Source organism: Aeromonas piscicola, assembly GCF_000820005.1.
Lineage (GTDB): Bacteria > Pseudomonadota > Gammaproteobacteria > Enterobacterales > Aeromonadaceae > Aeromonas > Aeromonas piscicola.
In genome coordinates this window covers 17,775-34,856 of record NZ_CDBL01000081.1, presented here as the reverse complement: position 1 = coordinate 34,856, position 17,082 = coordinate 17,775, and the positions used below count along the sequence as shown (strand labels likewise).

At 60.0% G+C, this 17,082-nt stretch carries 23 protein-coding genes; 12 read left to right on the top strand and 11 right to left on the bottom strand.

Features of this window, described 5'->3' with window-relative positions:
• Positions 1–4: 4 nt before the first annotated feature.
• The 11 genes from aopB to aopN all read right to left on the bottom strand — a co-directional run bounded on the left by aopB (position 5) and on the right by aopN (position 7,925).
• Positions 5–1,177 carry a type III secretion system translocon subunit AopB gene (gene aopB / locus BN1128_RS22100; protein ID WP_042872892.1) on the bottom strand — a complete coding sequence of 391 codons (1,173 nt, stop codon included), beginning with the start codon at positions 1,175–1,177 and terminating at the stop codon, positions 5–7.
• Positions 1,158–1,661 carry a SycD/LcrH family type III secretion system chaperone gene (locus BN1128_RS22095; RefSeq protein ID WP_042872890.1) on the bottom strand — a complete coding sequence of 168 codons (504 nt, stop codon included), beginning with the start codon at positions 1,659–1,661 and terminating at the stop codon, positions 1,158–1,160. Before BN1128_RS22095 ends, aopB begins: the two co-directional genes overlap by 20 nt.
• 9 nt (positions 1,662–1,670) lie before the next feature.
• A complete protein-coding gene (locus BN1128_RS22090; RefSeq protein ID WP_042872888.1) occupies positions 1,671–2,756 on the bottom strand; it encodes a virulence-associated V antigen in 1,086 nt (361 codons plus the stop codon).
• A 9-nt stretch (positions 2,757–2,765) separates the two neighbouring features.
• Positions 2,766–3,050: an LcrG family type III secretion system chaperone gene (locus BN1128_RS22085; RefSeq protein WP_042872885.1), complete on the bottom strand. Its 285-nt coding sequence runs from the start codon at positions 3,048–3,050 to the stop codon at positions 2,766–2,768.
• Between the two features lie 39 nt (positions 3,051–3,089).
• Positions 3,090–3,530 (bottom strand): LcrR family type III secretion system chaperone, encoded by a 441-nt coding sequence (locus BN1128_RS22080; protein WP_156140625.1) that lies wholly within the window; start codon positions 3,528–3,530, stop codon positions 3,090–3,092.
• Positions 3,527–5,692, bottom strand: a complete 2,166-nt coding sequence (ascV, locus tag BN1128_RS22075) for a SctV family type III secretion system export apparatus subunit AscV (RefSeq protein WP_276325072.1) — start codon at positions 5,690–5,692, stop codon at positions 3,527–3,529. Before ascV ends, BN1128_RS22080 begins: the two co-directional genes overlap by 4 nt.
• On the bottom strand, positions 5,625–5,975 hold the full coding sequence (ascY, locus tag BN1128_RS22070; RefSeq protein ID WP_156140623.1) for a type III secretion system chaperone AscY: 351 nt from the start codon (positions 5,973–5,975) through the stop codon (positions 5,625–5,627). The genes ascV and ascY overlap by 68 nt, the downstream gene beginning before the upstream one ends.
• The gene (gene ascX / locus BN1128_RS22065; protein ID WP_042872876.1) at positions 5,972–6,337 is read right to left on the bottom strand and encodes a type III secretion system protein AscX; all 366 of its coding nucleotides are present in this window, start codon (positions 6,335–6,337) and stop codon (positions 5,972–5,974) included. Before ascX ends, ascY begins: the two co-directional genes overlap by 4 nt.
• 79 nt (positions 6,338–6,416) lie before the next feature.
• Positions 6,417–6,788, bottom strand: a complete 372-nt coding sequence (gene acr2 / locus BN1128_RS22060) for a SycN family type III secretion system chaperone Acr2 (protein WP_042056899.1) — start codon at positions 6,786–6,788, stop codon at positions 6,417–6,419.
• Positions 6,785–7,066: a type III secretion system gatekeeper subunit Acr1 gene (gene acr1 / locus BN1128_RS22055; protein ID WP_005334576.1), complete on the bottom strand. Its 282-nt coding sequence runs from the start codon at positions 7,064–7,066 to the stop codon at positions 6,785–6,787. The genes acr2 and acr1 overlap by 4 nt, the downstream gene beginning before the upstream one ends.
• Positions 7,047–7,925, bottom strand: a complete 879-nt coding sequence (gene aopN / locus BN1128_RS22050) for a SctW family type III secretion system gatekeeper subunit AopN (protein ID WP_042872870.1) — start codon at positions 7,923–7,925, stop codon at positions 7,047–7,049. Before aopN ends, acr1 begins: the two co-directional genes overlap by 20 nt.
• A 189-nt stretch (positions 7,926–8,114) precedes the next feature.
• Between aopN and ascN the strand changes: the two genes are divergently transcribed.
• The 12 genes from ascN (at position 8,115) to BN1128_RS24190 (ending at position 16,649) form a co-directional block, all read left to right on the top strand.
• On the top strand, positions 8,115–9,437 hold the full coding sequence (ascN, locus tag BN1128_RS22045; RefSeq protein ID WP_042872868.1) for a SctN family type III secretion system ATPase AscN: 1,323 nt from the start codon (positions 8,115–8,117) through the stop codon (positions 9,435–9,437).
• Positions 9,434–9,895, top strand: a complete 462-nt coding sequence (sctO, locus tag BN1128_RS22040) for a type III secretion system stalk subunit SctO (protein ID WP_042872865.1) — start codon at positions 9,434–9,436, stop codon at positions 9,893–9,895. The genes ascN and sctO overlap by 4 nt, the downstream gene beginning before the upstream one ends.
• A gap of 6 nt (positions 9,896–9,901) precedes the next feature.
• Positions 9,902–11,191 carry a type III secretion system needle length determinant gene (locus tag BN1128_RS25970; RefSeq protein WP_042872863.1) on the top strand — a complete coding sequence of 430 codons (1,290 nt, stop codon included), beginning with the start codon at positions 9,902–9,904 and terminating at the stop codon, positions 11,189–11,191.
• Positions 11,188–12,114 (top strand): type III secretion system cytoplasmic ring protein SctQ, encoded by a 927-nt coding sequence (gene sctQ / locus BN1128_RS22030; protein ID WP_042872862.1) that lies wholly within the window; start codon positions 11,188–11,190, stop codon positions 12,112–12,114. Before BN1128_RS25970 ends, sctQ begins: the two co-directional genes overlap by 4 nt.
• Positions 12,111–12,764, top strand: a complete 654-nt coding sequence (gene ascR / locus BN1128_RS22025) for a SctR family type III secretion system export apparatus subunit AscR (protein ID WP_042872859.1) — start codon at positions 12,111–12,113, stop codon at positions 12,762–12,764. The genes sctQ and ascR overlap by 4 nt, the downstream gene beginning before the upstream one ends.
• A 1-nt stretch (position 12,765) precedes the next feature.
• Entirely contained in the window at positions 12,766–13,032 is a 267-nt protein-coding gene (gene ascS, locus BN1128_RS22020) for a SctS family type III secretion system export apparatus subunit AscS (protein WP_033137845.1), read from the top strand.
• Positions 13,029–13,817, top strand: coding sequence for a type III secretion system export apparatus subunit SctT (sctT, locus tag BN1128_RS22015; protein WP_042872855.1), 789 nt, complete (start codon positions 13,029–13,031; stop codon positions 13,815–13,817). Before ascS ends, sctT begins: the two co-directional genes overlap by 4 nt.
• Before the next feature lie 4 nt (positions 13,818–13,821).
• Positions 13,822–13,995, top strand: a complete 174-nt coding sequence (locus BN1128_RS25685; protein ID WP_156140621.1) for a hypothetical protein — start codon at positions 13,822–13,824, stop codon at positions 13,993–13,995.
• Between the two features lie 61 nt (positions 13,996–14,056).
• Positions 14,057–15,115 (top strand): SctU family type III secretion system export apparatus subunit AscU, encoded by a 1,059-nt coding sequence (gene ascU, locus BN1128_RS22010; protein WP_042872852.1) that lies wholly within the window; start codon positions 14,057–14,059, stop codon positions 15,113–15,115.
• A 334-nt stretch (positions 15,116–15,449) separates the two neighbouring features.
• The gene (locus BN1128_RS25680; protein ID WP_156140619.1) at positions 15,450–15,641 is read left to right on the top strand and encodes a hypothetical protein; all 192 of its coding nucleotides are present in this window, start codon (positions 15,450–15,452) and stop codon (positions 15,639–15,641) included.
• Positions 15,642–15,644: 3 nt separating this feature from the next.
• On the top strand, positions 15,645–16,031 hold the full coding sequence (locus tag BN1128_RS25675) for a hypothetical protein (protein ID WP_156140617.1): 387 nt from the start codon (positions 15,645–15,647) through the stop codon (positions 16,029–16,031).
• A gap of 159 nt (positions 16,032–16,190) precedes the next feature.
• Positions 16,191–16,649: an anthrax toxin lethal factor-related metalloendopeptidase gene (locus BN1128_RS24190; protein WP_290041159.1), complete on the top strand. Its 459-nt coding sequence runs from the start codon at positions 16,191–16,193 to the stop codon at positions 16,647–16,649.
• Positions 16,650–17,082: the final 433 nt, after the last annotated feature.

The following is a 17,082-nucleotide window of genomic DNA, read 5'->3' as shown; positions in this document are numbered from 1 at the left end:
CTCCTTAAATAGCGGCGGGTCTGCGGGCCAGGTTGTTCATCATGTCGCCCCTGGCATTGATGATCTGGAAGATCATCTCCATGGTCTGCTGGAACGCCTCGATCATCTGGGCAATTGCCTCCTTGAGCTTGTCGATGACTCCTTGTAACTGGGTCATCTCGCTCTTGTTCAACGCGAGATCAGCCTGCGCATTCAATGACGCTGACTCTTTCACAGACTGGACCGTCTTGGTCACGCCACCACTGACATCGACAAGCACATCTGTTGCCTGGGTACCCGCTTTCAATACCTTGGCGGCGGTCCCGGTCACCTTCAATGCTTCAACTGTGCTCTTGGCCGTGAACTGGGCTGCCAGCTCCGCGACTTTGGCAGTCATCTTGGCGGCCATATCCACGGCCTTGCCACCAATCTTGGTTGCTACCTTGCTAATGAGTGTGCCGATAGAGGAACCAAAACTCGCGACCAGCGAAAGCGCGGCCAGCGCTATTTCAATCCCCATCAGGGCAGGCCCCAGCTTTTCCATCACCTCCTTGGAAATGAGGCCCGCATCAGCGGCATGCTGTACGGCCATGCTGACCATGCCAACCACACCGGCAGCAATCATCAGAGCACCAGCGACAGCCCCTACACCGGTTGCCACCATGATGGCACCGATAACGACCGAGGCGATGGCACTGAGCCAACCAAAAATCTTGCCAAAAATACCGGCTTTCTTGGCCTCCTTGGCACTTTCTTCCGCCTCTTTGATCTTCTCCTGGTTCTCGCCGATCTTCTTCTCGTTCAGATCGCGAGCACGCTTGATATCCTCAAGCTTCAGCTTGTTCTGACTCTTCTCCAGATCGCTGGTCAGCCTGCCCAACTCAATCTCGAACGCGGCGGGTGACGTAAAGGCCGCAGTGACCAGCGCACTGACGTGCGGCAGGGTCGCCATGACACTCCCCTTAACTGTGGAGATCAGCTTATTGACCTGCGCAAACTGCTCTGCTCCGAGCTGGCCATTACTCACGGCAAGGGGGGCGTTCAACGAGACACCAGACTTGCGGGCTTGCCCACTGGCCTGCGCCGTCGCGGCATCGAGCCGTGTCTCACTACGTGGTTGGGTAACGGGCGTCAGGCCCGCGACCTCACCAATGTTTCCCAGCGGGGAAACGCTTCTTTCATTGCTGATCGGGTTCATCTTGCAGATCCCTTCTGATTGCGACGGCTTCCAACATAACCTTGGCGCTTGTCGCCAGGTCAGCCTGCAGCGGATCGGCGTCCGCCAGCAAGTGGGCCGAGTGGAAGCCACTCTCGGCCCCGTTCAAATCACCTTGTTGTAAGCGACATTCAGCGGCATGAAACGGGAAACGGGGATCTTTCAGGTCGAGTATGGCGCCAAAGCTGTAGCTCTGAACCGCCGTTTCAAACTCGCCCATCGCCTGACGGCAGGCACCAAGCCCGAGGAAATAGCGCGGCTGGTAGTGATCCAGCATGCAGAGCGCCTGGAAAATCTTGTGGGCATCTTCCCACTTGCCCGCCTGATACTGGCCAAACGCCAGGGAATAGAGCTGCTCCAGGGTATCGCTGGAGATGTCCTGCAGCATGGCTAAGGTGCCACCATCTGCCATAAAGGCTTCCAGCTCGGCGTCATACTCCGGGGTCAGGGTGGTGTCGGTCTGCATGGTCTCTCCTTAAATAGCGCCAAGAATGTCGCGCATGATGCTGTCGTATTTCTGGATAAAGCGGTTGAGTGCCTCAATAGCGGCGTTGTAGCGCGAGCTGACATCGTTGAGGCGGGTCGTCTTCTCGCTGACCTGATCGTTGAGCGGACGGGAGCGGTCACTCACACTGGTGGAGAAGTTGCCAAGCTTGTTGTTGTCCTTGTCATAGCTGTAGCTGGCTTCGATATTTTTCATCGCGCCACTCTTCTTCTGGTCACTTTCGAGGAACGATTTAACGGTTATGCTCTGCTTCTCTACGCTCTTCTCAAGAATGGCTTTTTTACTCTCATAATCGGCATTAGCTTCCTCCAGGGTTTTGGGGTCGAGGCTGGCCGACTTTACTTTTTCCAGCTCATTTTTAGCGTTGGTGAAATCTTGCTGTGCTTTTTTAACCTGTACGTCGGTAAACATTTTTGACAACAGTTTGAACTCTGCCCCGTCCATAAATTTGGCCAGTGACTCATAGCCATAGAGCTTGTAATCCATCAGATTGAAATCGGTGTTGAAGGTCTGGCTGGATGCAGCAGAGAGCACCTTGTTGATCTCAGACTGGATCACCCCGTAGATCTTGAGCTCGGCGGTCATATCTTTTAGTTCATTGCCGAGAGCTTTACGCTGATTGTCTTGAAACGCCATCACCCCGGTAAAGACATTGATGATGTCGTCATCAATGCGGTCCATGGTCAACGCACTGAAGGAGAGCAGCATAAATTCAGACACGGTCCAGCTGGTGACCTTGGGCTCTCGTTTCTCACCTTGCTCAATCAGCCCTTTGATGGCGGTAACGGCTGCTTCTTGGCCTCGCAAAAACTGATCGGTGGGCCATGACCCAGTGACCGTGGCTGGGTCCGTCAAGTACTTCGCCAGCAGCTTCTCCAGCTGGGCCTTGCTCAGCACGGTCGGTTGGTCGGTACTGATGGTGATCTTGCCCTCGAGCAAGGCGAGCAACTCGGCCAGCTTGGGATTGTTATGGCCAGGCAAGGTATCGACCGCTTGCCCACCGAGCCAGCCGACAAATCCGGCAGGATTGCTGTTGTAGTCAGGGATAACGCTCATCACAACTCCTTAAATCATCAGTCCGCGCATCATGGCCGGGCGGCGGCTCTTGCGGGCCTCTCCCGGCTGGGCAGGCTGTCGTGCCTGCCGGCGCTGGATCTCCGCCAACAGCTCCTGCTCGGCCACCGCCACCTGTTCGGTCGGGGCATCGAACAACAACTGACAGGTCTGATCCGAGAGGGCCAGTCCCGCCAGCATCTCCTGCAACAGGGCGTTGCGGTGATCGCTGTCGGCGATGGCCTGCTCTGCCTGCGCGATGGTCTCGCTATGGTGGGCAAAACGCGGTTGTTTCATCTTGGCTCCTATTCTATGAGGCCCCTTTGGACATGCCTGTCACGCAAGGCCGTGCTTTTGTCGTTTTCGCATATCCCGCAAGGAACAGACTCGCTCGGCCGCCAGCATGAACCAGCCGGGCTCGGGTTCGCTGGCGCCGGTCCAGCGCAGATAGAACTGGCCGAGCCGTTCGCCGCTTAAGCTACTGCCGCGAAACACATCGACATTGCCGTAGAGAACATGGCCCGGCCCGAGCACCGCCAGGGTGGCGTCGGCCAGCAGATAGAGGGCAGCAAAAGGATTGGCCAGTCCGGCCCGCTCGCCCTCACGGCGCACCAGCAGGATCCAGACCCGCCGGGTCGCAGGATCGACCCGCCAGGCGAGGTAGATATGGCGATAGCAAAAACCGTGACCGAGCTGGATGGGGGTATTACCCAGATGGTAGGGGGTTACATCAAGCCCCCTGCCCTGCAGCCAGGGGATCAGCGGATCCCCCCTCACAGGCAGACCCGTCCGAGCGGCTGGATATTGATCTGCTGGGTCAGCTCCTGATAGGAGAGCACCGGCAGGGCGTGGTAATCCCCCTCAATCAGCTTGCGCACATAGCGGCGAATATCCATGGAGACAATCAGCACCGGCTTGTTCTGCATCTGGGCCAGATCACCGACGGTATGACGCACCTGATCGAGGAAGCTCTGGGTAATGGTGGGGTCGAGCGCCAGATAGCTGCCGGCACTGGTCTGGCGAATGCCGCCGCGGATCTGCTCCTCCACCTGCTGATCGAGCAGATAAGCGGGCAGTATGTTGTTGCCATTGGCGTACTTGTAGCAGATGTAGCGCTTGAGGCTGCTGCGGATGTACTCGGTGAGCTGCACCACATCCTTCTCCTTCTGGCCCCACTCCACCATGGCCTCGAGAATGGCGCGCATGTTGCGGATCGAGATATCCTCCCCCACCAGCCGCTGCAAAATTTCGGTCATCCGCTGCAGCGGGATGATGCGCTGCGCCTCCTTGACTAGCTCACCATAGCTCCCCTCCATCTGCTCCAGCAGGTAGCGAGTTTCCTGAATGCCGATAAAGTCCTCGGCATATTCCCGCAGCACATGGGAGAGATGCCAGGTCACCACCTGATCGGTGGTTAGGGTGGCCAGCCGTGACTTCTCCAGCCGCTCCTGATGTTCATTAGCGACCCACAAGGTCGGTTGCCCCGGCAGCAACGGCGCCCCCTCCTCGTAGGGGATCCCCAGCAGATCGAGCTGGGAGGCGTTCTCCTGCACCAGTTGATGACCCGGTCGCAGCAGGCCGCGGGCCACCGGCACCTCCTGCAGCTGGATCAGGTATTCGCCGGGCCCCATCCCCTCGTTGAAACGCAGGTGAATACCCGGGAAGGGCACCCCGAGATCGAGATAGAGGGCGCGGCGCACTCGCACCAGTTCGTCGTTGAGGGCGATCGCCTCCAGATCGGCCTGCAACGCGGCATCCACATCGATCAACAGCGGCACCGTCATGGCGAACTCCTCCTTCTCCCCCAGCTTGCCCCGCGGCTTGCTGCCCGGTTTTGGCTTGCTGCGGGCGGCAGGCGCGCCTGCCCCTTGCGCCAGCACGGCGGGAAGATCCTGACTGTTGCTGCTCTGCGCCTTGCGCTGACGCAAGCCGATAAAGTAACCGCCCGCCGTGACGATGGCCGCCAGCGCAAAGAAGGTGATCATCGGGAAGCCCGGGATCAATCCAAACAGCACCAGCAGCAGACCACCGATCAGCAGCGCCTTGGGCTGGGCCACCACCTGGGCGCCGATATCGGTACCCAGATCGGAGGACTCTTCGGAAGAGACCCGGGTGACAATGATCCCCGCTGTGATGGCGATCAGCAGTGCGGGGACCTGGGAGACCATACCGTCCCCCACCGTCAGGATGGAGTAGAGCTGCAGCGCATCGGCGGCGGACAATCCCTTCTGGGTCACCCCGATGGTGACGCCGCCAAGGATGTTGACGAAGATGATGATGAGGCCCGCGATGGCGTCCCCCTTCACGAACTTCATGGCGCCATCCATGGAGCCGAACATCTGGCTCTCCTTCTCGATGACCCCGCGGCGATCCCGCGCCTCGTGCACGTCGATCACCCCGGCGCGCATGTCGCCGTCTATACTCATCTGCTTGCCGGGCATGGCATCGAGGGAGAAGCGAGCGCTCACCTCAGCAACCCGCTCCGAGCCCTTGGTGATCACCAGAAACTGGACGATGGTGATGATGAGGAAGATGACGATCCCCACCACCAGATTGCCCCCCACCACGAAGTTGCCGAAGGTGTAGACAATCTGCCCCGCATCCGCCTGCAGCAGGATCATCCGGGTGGTACTCACCGACAGGGCGAGCCGGAACAGGGTGGTGATCAGCAGCACCGCCGGAAAGGCGGAAAACTGCAGCGGCGAATTGATATAGACCGCCATCATCAGCAGCACCACCGAGATGGTCATGTTGATGGCGATCAGAATATCGAGGGCCACCGGCGGCAGCGGCAAGACCATCATGAAGACGATGGCCAGCAGCAGGATCGCCAGCATGATGTCCTTGCGCTCGCCTATCCGGCGCAGCAACTCAAGGGAGCGTTGATTCATTCTGCTCTTCCAGTTCGAGGTATTGTTGATAGGCAAAACGGGCTTCATCCAGCCGACCCGCCAACTGGCAGGCCCGGCTGCGGCAGAGCCAGAGCGGGCCGTCGGCCGCCCCTTGCTGCATCAGCTGATCGACATGGGCCAGCGCAGCCTCCCCCTCCCCCTGTTTGAGCAGGGCCACCAGCAGGGTTCGTCGCCCCCCCTGATGGTCGGGGTGGATCTGCAGCAGGGCGGTCAGCAGCACGCTCGCCTTATCGGGGTGGCCATATTGCAGTTGCAGCCAGCCGGTGAGCAGCAGCGCATCCTGCTGCTGTGACGTAAGAGCCATGGTCATACCTTGTGCAGCAGATGAAGGGTCATCTGCATCAGTTGTTCATCGGCGTGCATCTGTTCGAGCAGCGCGGTGGCCGCTCGCAATTCGGGGCTCTGCCCCTCGGCCAGCACACTGCGCAACCCCTGCATCGCCTGATTGAAATCAACCGGTCGCAGCAAGTCGTGAAAGCCGCGATCCGGGGTGGCGAAATCGAGCAGCGCCCGATCCGCCAGCCGCTCGGGGTAGAGGCGGCTGATATGGGGTTCGATGGACTGGCCATCGGGCAGCAGGGCATAACGCCCCGGCAGGCTGCGCTCCTGATCGTCGAGGGAGATGGCGCTGAGCTGCTCGATCCCGATATGCGCCGCAGTGATCCGGCTCATCCCCTATCCCCCTTAAAACGGGTGGGTCTGTTGACGCCAGACGACTCGATAACCCAATGACGGGCAGCTGTGATCCGGCTCATGACGCCAGCACCTCTCGTTGCAGCCGGGTCAGGGTGGTCAATGCCTGATGGAGCTGGGGCAGGGTCACGGCCCGCTCATCCAGAGTGACGAAGAGGATCAGCTGATCCTCCCCCAGCCAGCCGCTGCGCACCGGCAGCGCCGGACCTTGCGCCGCCGCGGTGAGGGTCATGGCGCGGCGGATCGCCTCGCCACTCTGATGCCAGGGCACGGCGCGGGCCAACCAGAGGGTCAGTTGCCCCTGATGGCGCTCCAGTTGCAGGGTGCCGCTCTGCTCCAGTTCAAGCTGGATCAGCGAATGGGGGTTATCCCCGATGGTGATGCCCAGATCCTGGCAAAAGTGCACCAGCAGGGGTTCAATCCAGTTCATGACGACTCTCCAGACAACTCATCCTCTTCCCGCTCGATGGCGTTATCGAGCGCACCCTGACAGCACTGCAGCAGGTTCTGGCGCTGCTCTTCCTCACTGAACAGCTCAACCGGCAGCAGGCGGATCAGCCGCTTGAGTTCCTGATAAAGCAGCACCTGCTGGCGACAATCTGACAGCTCGAGGGCGACACCGACCTGCTCCACATCCCGCACGCTGGCCCAGCGTTTCTCCACCAAGGCGATCAGATCGCCCATCAGATCAGAAGGCCCGTATGCCATGGGCCGAGCCCTCCTTCACCCGTTGCCACAGCTCGTCCACTTGCGCCGAGAGGGTGTTGAGCAGCCGCAGCTTGTGCATGTCGCTCATCACCCGCTCCAGCTTGACCGGGTCGAGCCAGCGCTGCTGGCTGTCGAGATCGGCGCTCAGGGCCTTCATCATGAAACCGGTCACCTTCTCCAGCGCACCGTTGCCAAAGCGGCTGTGAATATCGCGCCAAGCGGTGGAGAGCGCGCGATAGTCCTGCACCGCATCGCGATAGAGATCCCGCAGATCCTGCTCGGCCCCCACGCCCGCTTTGGCCGCTTCGGCCGCAGGGCCGGTAATGCGCGCCCCCAGCACGATGGCACTGCCCTGCTCGTCAGCCAGCTTGGCCAGCGCCTGCTCGACCAGCGCCAGGGTGCCCTGCATCTCCGGTCGTCCAGATAGCGCCTTGCGCGCCTGACAGAGCGCCTCGAACTGCTCGCTCACCTCCCCCGAATAGCTCTCGAGGTAGGCCAGCAACTGGGAGAGGTTGGCCAGCCGACCGCTGCCGAGGTGGCTCACCATCTCCTTGATCTTCTGCTGGCGTTCCAGCTCCGGCACCTTGTCGAGGTAGTCTCCGACCAATGCTTCGATCTCGCTGATGCGAGCATGGCTGTCGCTCAGCTTGCGTTTGTCCAGCGACAGCTCCTTACGCTCGGAGAAGACGAAAGTAAGCTCTTCGGCCATATCGGCCAGGGACTGGGACGCACTGGCCAGCACGACCCGCTCTCCCTGAAACTGCCCCCCCGACAGGGGAGCCTGACGGGATGCGACCTCTGCGCCACGCGACTCGGGCTGGGCGACAGGGGCATAGGGGTTGCTCTGGATAATGGCCATGGAAACTCCCGTGACGAATGGATTGATGAGGGTGGCATTATAAAAATTGCCCCCGCGTCCCTATGCCAAAATCGGCCGTGAATTTTTAGCCCGCCCCCAACGGTTTTCTAAAAAGTCCCGACTCGCGCTGAAATCCCCGTGACACGCCATCCCCTATAGTGGCCACCAGTTTCAATGATGCAGATCTCTATGACCCTATCTCTCGACCACATCCCCGGCCAGCTTCGTCATGCCATTGACGAGTGCCGCCTGATCCAGATCCGTGGCCGGGTCACTCAAGTGACAGGCACCCTGCTTAAGGCGGTCGTCCCCGGGGTACGGATCGGTGAGCTCTGCCATTTACGCAACCCTGATAACACCCTCTCGCTGCAGGCAGAGGTGATCGGTTTTGCCCAGCATCAGGCACTGCTCACCCCCCTTGGCGAGATGTTCGGCATCTCCTCCAACACCGAAGTGAGCCCGACCGGCACCATGCATCAGGTCGGGGTCGGCGAGCACCTGCTCGGTCAGGTGCTGGATGGCCTCGGCAACCCCTTTGGTGGCGGCCATCTGCCGGAACCCGCCGCCTGGTATCCGGTCTATCGGGATGCCCCTCCCCCCATGAGCCGCAAACGCATCACCCAGCCTATTTCGCTGGGCATTCGCGCCATCGATGGCCTGCTCACCTGCGGCGAGGGACAGCGGATGGGGATCTTCGCGGCGGCTGGTGGCGGCAAGAGCACCCTGCTGGCCTCGCTTATTCGCAGTGCCGAGGTGGATGTCACAGTGCTGGCGCTGATCGGTGAGCGTGGCCGGGAGGTGCGGGAGTTTATCGAAGCTGATCTGGGGGAAGAGGGGCTCAAGAAGGCGGTGCTGGTGGTGGCTACCTCGGATCGCCCCGCCATGGAGCGGGCCAAGGCAGGCTTTGTCGCCACCTCCATCGCCGAATATTTCCGCGATCAGGGCAAGCGAGTGCTGCTGCTGATGGACTCCGTGACCCGTTTTGCCCGTGCCCAACGGGAAATTGGTCTGGCCGCCGGCGAGCCACCAACCAGACGGGGCTATCCGCCGTCGGTATTTGCCGCCCTGCCCCGCCTGATGGAGCGCGCCGGTCAGTCGGATAAGGGCTCCATCACCGCCCTCTATACCGTGCTGGTGGAGGGGGATGACATGACAGAGCCAGTCGCTGACGAGACCCGATCCATCCTTGATGGCCACATCATACTGTCGCGCAAACTGGCGGCGGCCAACCACTACCCGGCCATCGACGTGCTGCGCTCCGCCAGCCGGGTGATGAACCAGATCATCGAACCCGAGCATCAGGCACAGGCCGGTCGGATACGCAGCTGGCTGGCGAAATATGAAGAGGTGGAGCTATTGCTGCAAATCGGCGAATACCAGAAAGGTCAGGACAAGGTGGCCGATGAGGCGATCGCCCGTATCGAGGCGATTCGCCAGTGGCTCAGGCAAGGAACCCATGAACCTAGCTCACTCCCAGAAGCCCTCACGACCCTGGAGGCACTGACCCGATGATTGGCCGCCTGCAACGGATCAAAGACATGCGGCTGGATCGGGCCGAACAGCAGCTCGCCGCACAACAGGCGCGTGTGCAACTCGCCCGTATCCGCCAACGTGAAGCAGAGCAGGAGAGCCAGGCCTATCGCCAGTGGCGCCTTGCTGAGGAGGAGCGACTGTTCACCATCTGTCAGACAGAGCAGCTCGATCGCAAGGGGCTCAAAGCGTGGCAACAGCAAGTATCCCTGCTGCGGGAGAAAGAGGCGCAACTGGAGCAAAGTGCCGCCGAACAGGCCGAGCGCGTTGCCGAAGGGCGCATCCGCTTGCAGGAGCGCCAGCAGGCGGTACACCGCGCCCGCCAGCAGCAACAGAAATTTGCCGAACTACACCGTCAGGAGTTGGCCTCACAGCAAGCCCTGCGTGACTACAACGAAGAGCAGGAACAGGAAGAGTTCCGCCAGCAGATCAGGATGTAACGAGTCATGAACCGAATCCTCCCGATAAAGGGCGCAGTAACAGCACCGGGCGACGCCCCGATGGCTGAGGCCAATCGGTCGCAACAGCAGCGTTTCGAGCAGGCGATGCGGCTTGAGCAGGAACAAAAGGCAACCTACCAGCACAGGGCGAATGGCCAGAGCAAGACGCAGGAGCCTCGGCTTCAGCAACTATTGCAGACACAGGAGCCGCAGCCTCAGCCTCAGCCTCAGCCTCAGCCTCAGCCTCAGCAACTATTGCAGACACAGGAGCCGCAGCCTCAGCAACTATTGCAGACACAACAGCAAAAAAAACAGGCGGCCGATACGGCCCGGCAGCCTGATATTTCAGCTTCTCACAGCCAGTCAAAGCAGTTGCAGACACAACCGTTCATCACAAGAGAGGCATCCGGTTTATCCGCCCCTGCCATCTCGGAGGTGACCGCCCGTGACCAGAAGGAAATCGAGAGCAAAAAATCGCAGAAAATGTTGGATACACAAGATAAAAAGCTGGAGGACGGAACCAGAGGTGTGGAGCTACCCGCACCAGAGAACTCGTTTTTAGCGCCTTCATCCATGGTGAATACACCGACCCCGCGCCTTCCCCTTGAGGGAGCGGGAGGGTCGGCACCGGAGAGTGCTCTGGCAACGCTGCCATCCTTGGTGAAAGAGCAGGTCCCACACCCCAAGCAAGAGGGGCATGACTCTCAGCAACATGATATGCAAGTAACCGGGATCACCGCAGGTGCAGAGGTGCCGCCAGGAGCCGAGCAAGCAGCTCTTCAGCAGGGTGGGGCCTCTCTGCCTGAAGACGTCGAATTCGTCGAACGAAAGGCCTCTGACACCGTCATCAATGAGCTCACTCTGACCGATGAGATGCCCGAGGCAGGTGATCAACTGATCCCCCCGCAGGTGAAAACCCCCGGGGATCTACAGCTGGCCCGGATGGCGCCCGCCGAGAGTAATCGGGAACTGGGTCAGCTGCTGGAGCGGCTGGCGGTGGATATTTATCAGGAGCTGGGCAGCCCGGAGCGGCCGCCGCTGCTGCGCCTTACCCTGCCCGCATTGGGAGAACTTGCCATCCGCATCGAACACCACCATGGCGAGATGCAGATCGAGATCCTCGCCACTACCCAAGGAGAGCTGCTGCTCAATCAGGGGCGTAGCGAGTTGATCGATCGCCTGCAGCGCCTCCATCCCGGCGAGCGGGTCACCCTCGATCTCTTCAGCCAGCCCGACCGCGATCAGGGCTCGCGCCAGCAGCGATCCATCTATGACGAGTGGGATGCCGACGCATGACATTGATAACGTTTCCCTCTGCCTCGCTGACAGAGTTAACCCTGCAACAGACCCTGAGCCAATACCGCCAGCACTTTAGCTGGGGGGGCGGCGAGCTTGCCCTCGCCATCGGTTTGCCTCCGGCTACGCTCGATACCCGGCTGCAACTGCAGTGGCAGGGGCTCTCCCTGACGCTCTGTTGCCACGGCGCCGAACTGGCCCACTGGCTGGCGCCGGATCTGCAGCAAGCTGCGCTGTTCAGCCTGCCAGAATCCCTGCAACTGGCGCTGATCGAGCGGCTGGGACAACCCCTCGGTGGCCTCACCTGCTCGGCGCTGACCCGGCAGCAAAGTGGCGATAAGGCCGACGATCCCGCCCTGCAACTGTTGCTGCAACGGGAGGGTGCCAACCTCGCCCTCTGGCTGTCTCAGCCCGGGCCTCTGCTGACCAGATTGCCGCCACGGCCACAGCAGCAGCGGTTGCTGCTGCCCCTCATCCTCTCCCTGCAGTGGGGCGAGATGGGATTGACCATGGATGAACTTGGCGCCCTTGCTATAGGCGATGTGCTGCTGCCGCCACCCCATCCGCAGCTCGGCCAGCAACTGACCATCTGCGTGGAGGGTCGCCCCTTTGCCTACTGCCAACCCCATCAACAACATCTGGAACTGACTGCCATGCACAACGCTACCCCCGCTGACCCCTTCGGCCCGACCGAACTGGAGCAACTGCCTATTCAGGTGAGCTTTGAAGTGGGCCGCCAGACGCTGGACTGGCACACCCTCACCAGCATGCAACCGGGCGCCCTGATTGATCTTGGCACGCCCCTCGATGGCGAAGTGCGCATCATCAGCAACGGCCACTCGCTTGGCGTGGGCCGACTGGTGGAGATCCAGGGACGCCTGGGGGTGCGTATCGAAACCTTGAGTGGAGAGTCGCAGGCATGATCCAGCTACCAGATGAGCTTAACCTCATCGTCGGCCTCGCCCTGCTGGCCCTACTCCCCTTTATCGCCGTGATGGCCACCTCCTTCGTCAAGATGGCAGTGGTCTTTTCACTGCTGCGCAACGCCCTGGGCGTGCAGCAAATCCCCCCCAACATGGCGATGTACGGGCTGGCAATCATCCTTAGCATCTATGTAATGGCCCCGGTCGGTTTCGCCACTCAGGATTACCTGCGCCAGAACGAGGTGTCACTGGCCAAGTCCGAATCAGTGGAGAAATTCCTCGACGAGGGAATAGCCCCCTACCGCGCCTTTTTGAAAAAACAGATCAAGCCACGGGAACACGCCTTTTTTATTGACAGCACCAAGCAGCTTTGGCCAAGCAAATATGCCGACCGGCTGGAACCGGACAGCCTGCTGATTCTGCTGCCTGCCTTTACCGTGAGCGAGCTCAGCCGTGCCTTCGAAATCGGCTTTCTCATCTACCTGCCCTTTATCGCCATCGACCTCATCATCTCCAACATCCTACTGGCGATGGGAATGATGATGGTCTCCCCCATGACCATCTCGCTGCCATTCAAGCTGCTGCTGTTTGTGCTGCTAGATGGTTGGGCTCGCCTCACCCATGGGCTGGTCATCAGCTACGGAGGCTAGGATGAGTCACGCCGATATTCTCCACTTCACCAGCCAAACCCTCTGGCTGGTGCTGATCCTATCTATGCCACCGGTGCTGGTGGCCGCGCTGGTGGGGACGTTAGTTTCCTTATTGCAGGCCCTGACACAAATCCAGGAGCAGACCCTGGGCTTTGTCGCCAAGCTGATCGCGGTGGTGATCACCCTGTTTGCCACCACCGCCTGGCTAGGCAACGAGCTCTACAGCTTCGCCGACATGGTGCTCTACAAGGTACCGCAGATCCAATGACCCTGGAGAGTCTGCAGGCCCAGATGCTGGCCTATACCCTGCTGTTGCCACGCTTTATCAGCTGCTTCGTGATGCTGCCTGTGCTCGGCAAGCAGATGCTGGGGGGGGCAATGATCCGCAACGGTGTTGTCTGCTCGCTGGCGCTCTACGCCTACCCCATGATCGCTGACACCCTGCCACCAAGCATCGGCGCCATGGAGTTGGCCCTGTTGGTGGCCAAGGAGGTGCTGCTCGGCCTGCTGATCGGCTTTGTCGCCGCCATCCCCTTTTGGGCCATCGAGGCGAGCGGTTTTCTGATCGACAACCAGCGCGGTGCCGCCATGGGCTCTCTGTTCAACCCGAGCCTCGGCAGCCAGACCAGTCCCACCGGTCTGCTGCTGACCCAGACCCTGATCACCCTCTTCTTTGCCAGCGGTGCTTTCCTCGCCCTGCTGACAGCCCTTTTCCAGAGCTATACCAGCTGGCCTGTGGTGTACTTCTTTCCTACTATCGGCAGCCAGTGGGTCAGCTTTTTCTACGGCCAGTTCAGCCAGATGTTGCTACTCTGTGCCCTGCTGGCAGCCCCGCTGCTTATTGCCATGTTTCTGGCAGAGTTCGGGCTGGCGCTTATCAGCCGCTTTGCCCCCTCTCTCAACGTCTTCGTGCTGGCGATGCCAATCAAGAGCGCTGTCGCCAGCCTGCTGCTGGTCATCTACATCAAGCTGATGATGGACCACGCCTATCAGGAGGTGCTGGCGGTGATGGATCCGCTGCGCCTGCTTGGGCCCATTCTGGGAGCACAATGAACACATGATCAAATACTCCGTAATGACGGCCACCCTCATCTTCCTTGTCAGCATGCTGATCGCCCAGTCAAGTATCTACTTGCGACACTCGCTGCTACGGCTGATGGATGAGCTCGGCAGCTGGATGGTGACGCTGATCGATCCCCTGGGTCTGTTCCTTTCTGCCTGGGGATCGTAATGGCCACTTATCCTGTGACCCGTGCTGACGCCAGCCGGATTGACCTTGCCCCGGAGGCACGATGAGCGGCGAAAAAACCGAACAGCCCACCCCCAAGAAGTTACGGGACGCCCGCCAGAAGGGGCAGGTGGTCAAGAGCAAGGAGGTAGTCTCCACCGCCATCATCCTTAGCCTGGTCGGCATGCTGATGGCGATGTCCGATTACTATCTGGAACATCTGGGCAAACTGATGCTGATCCCGGCGTCCCACATCAACCTCCCCTTTACTGAGGCCCTGAACCATGTGGTGGAGAACCTGATGCAGGAGATGGCCTATCTCTGCATCCCGATCCTGGCGGTCGCGGTGCTGGTGGTGCTCGTCTCCCACATCGCCCAGTACGGATTTCTGCTGAGCGGCGAGTCCATCAAACCCGACATCAAGCATGTCAATCCGGTGGAGGGGGCCAAGAAGATTTTCTCCATCAAGAGCCTGATGGAATTTGTCAAATCCCTGCTCAAGGTCACCCTGCTGAGCCTGCTGGTGTGGGTCACCATAGAGGGCAATCTGCAGGCGATGCTGCAACTACCCGGCTGCGGCATGAGCTGCGTCGCTCCGGTGCTGGGGGGGATGATGGGCCAGCTGATGGCAGTCTGCGCCATGGGTTTTGTGGTGATCGCCATCGCTGATTACGCCTTCGAACACTACCAGCACATCAAGCAGCTCAAGATGAGCAAGGACGAGGTGAAGCGGGAGTACAAGGAGATGGAGGGGAGCCCGGAGATCAAGAGCAAGCGCCGTCAGTTCCATCAGGAGCTGCAATCGAGCAACATGCGCGCCGACGTGAAACGCTCCTCGGTGATCGTCGCCAACCCGACCCATATCGCCATCGGCATCCTCTACGAGCGGGGGGAAACGCCGCTGCCGGTGGTCACTCTCAAGTTCACCGACGCCCAGGCGCTACAGGTGCGCAAGATTGCCGAAGAGGAAGGCATTCCGGTGCTGCAACGCATTCCGCTGGCCCGCGCCCTCTATCGGGACGCCCAGATCAACAACTACATTCCCGCCGACCAGATCGAGGCGACCGCCGAGGTATTGCGCTGGCTGGAGCAGTGGCGCCAGAGCGAAGGACCGCAACGGTAGCGCAATCCTGATCACCACTGCGCCGCATCACCTAAAAATACCCGGCCTTGGTTAATATTCGGCATGTTCCCCTTTTTTGCGATCCTGTGCACCTACATCATCCCCCTCCAGAGATATGAGCATGGATCTCAATACTCGATTGACCCGGCGGGCTAGGCAGCTCGATGCCGATCAACTCTATCAGATATCTGCCGACGAGTGGCTGTTGCTCACCGCGGATGGACCCTGCAAATCACCCGAACTGGCACCGGCATGGTGGTGCTGGCTTGCTGCCCCGATGACCTAGAACTGGATCCCCGCTGGGTGCCGCTGCTGCTCAGCTATAACGGGGCGGATGGAGCTGACGGGTAACCATCGCTTCGTGATGCAATTGTCGGTCACAGGCGCTGATGACGACGTGCTGGCCAGCTTGACACACAACTTCCTGCAACTGGTGAGGGAGTGGCAGCAGCGGCGGGCTCAGCCCTGCCAGGCCGCCACAGCGGCACTCCACTCAATGACTATGATGTCCGCCATCAAGGGATAATTCATGAACACCACCTCAGCGACCTCATTGACGTCACTCCATCGTGGCCTCCATTTGTCCTCCGCCGACAGTCAGCAAGAGCTGCGAGCCAGCAATGGCAACCTCTACCTCAAGGAAGGTAAAGCGCTTGTATCCATCGAGAGCCGCCGTCTGGATCACCGGGAGGCAGCCATTGCGCAGGTGATCAGCGCCATAACCCGGGAATATGGCTTGAGCAAAGAGAAGGCTGGCAGCCTGCTGCGCAGCGTACAAGCGGATAGCGGCAAAGTGACGGTGGCAGATGTCCGTCAGTTACACAACGAACTTACCCTAGGGGCACAGCAGCAAGAGCGAACGTTCGCAGGAGTTGCAACAAGTTGCCGATCTGCGCAAACAGCAGCTCGCCCCTAATATCCGCCCCCATGAGCAGCTGCGCAGCGTCATCACCCAACAACATGGCGCGCAAACCCTGGCCCTGCTCGATGAGAAACACCCCTCTTTTTTGCATACCAAGGGAATGTCGACCCCGCTCCATATCAACCCATCGGCCAGCTTCTCAACTCCAGCGAAGTGGTCCGCTTCCAAAAAGCCATCACCATGGTGACGCTCAATCCCAACAGCCCGGTCAACAGCCAGGCCGCTCGAGCCGTCGCCATCGAATTGGCCAAATTACCGATAAACCTGCTCAATCCAGCCAAGGCCGAAGGGCTGACGATCCGGGTCACCCACAACAACGTGACCACCTATCATACCCATCTGGCAGGGACGGGTACCCGTGGCCATAGTAGTGGCGAGTGGGACAAGCTGCCGGGAGTTGGCGCCTTCGGTGGGAGCAAAGAGATCGTCATCGCCATGGAGCAGGACGGCTCAGGCAAGTGGCGAGTGGGAACTCACCACGGCGCTGCCAATCTGGTGCTGCTCGAGTTCGGCCACTCCGTCGACCGCCTGCTGGGTGCCAGCACCACCGGCACCAACCTGAACAAGGACAATGCCTTCTATGCAGCCTGGTATACGATTACAACAAGCTAGGGGATGTCCACTTCCAGCAGGCTGGTCCGAACGGCGACTACGAACCGGGACTGGAGGAGAGCTTTGCCGAAGGGCTCGCACGCCTCTATGGCAACAACAATGCCTTTGCTCACTGGAATCATATAGAAGTCGAGCTGTTGAAACTCTGACCTGCCGTATCACAGGTTCATTGGTCTTCTGCTGACCGGAACACCAATGATCTGTCATATCAATCAGAACAATGCACCTCCTCTATATCAACCGCCCCATAACCCAAAAAGGTTAAAAAATCTCCGGTCGAGCCCCGGTATAGCGCGCTACTACGGTTCATAATCATTCCCTTATCGTTCACCATGCAGGAGATCACACCATGGCCTTACCAGCAATCAGTGGGCAGATTCACCACCCCCAATTCAGTCCATTCAGGCAAACATCTGCCCGCTGCCAAGCTGGG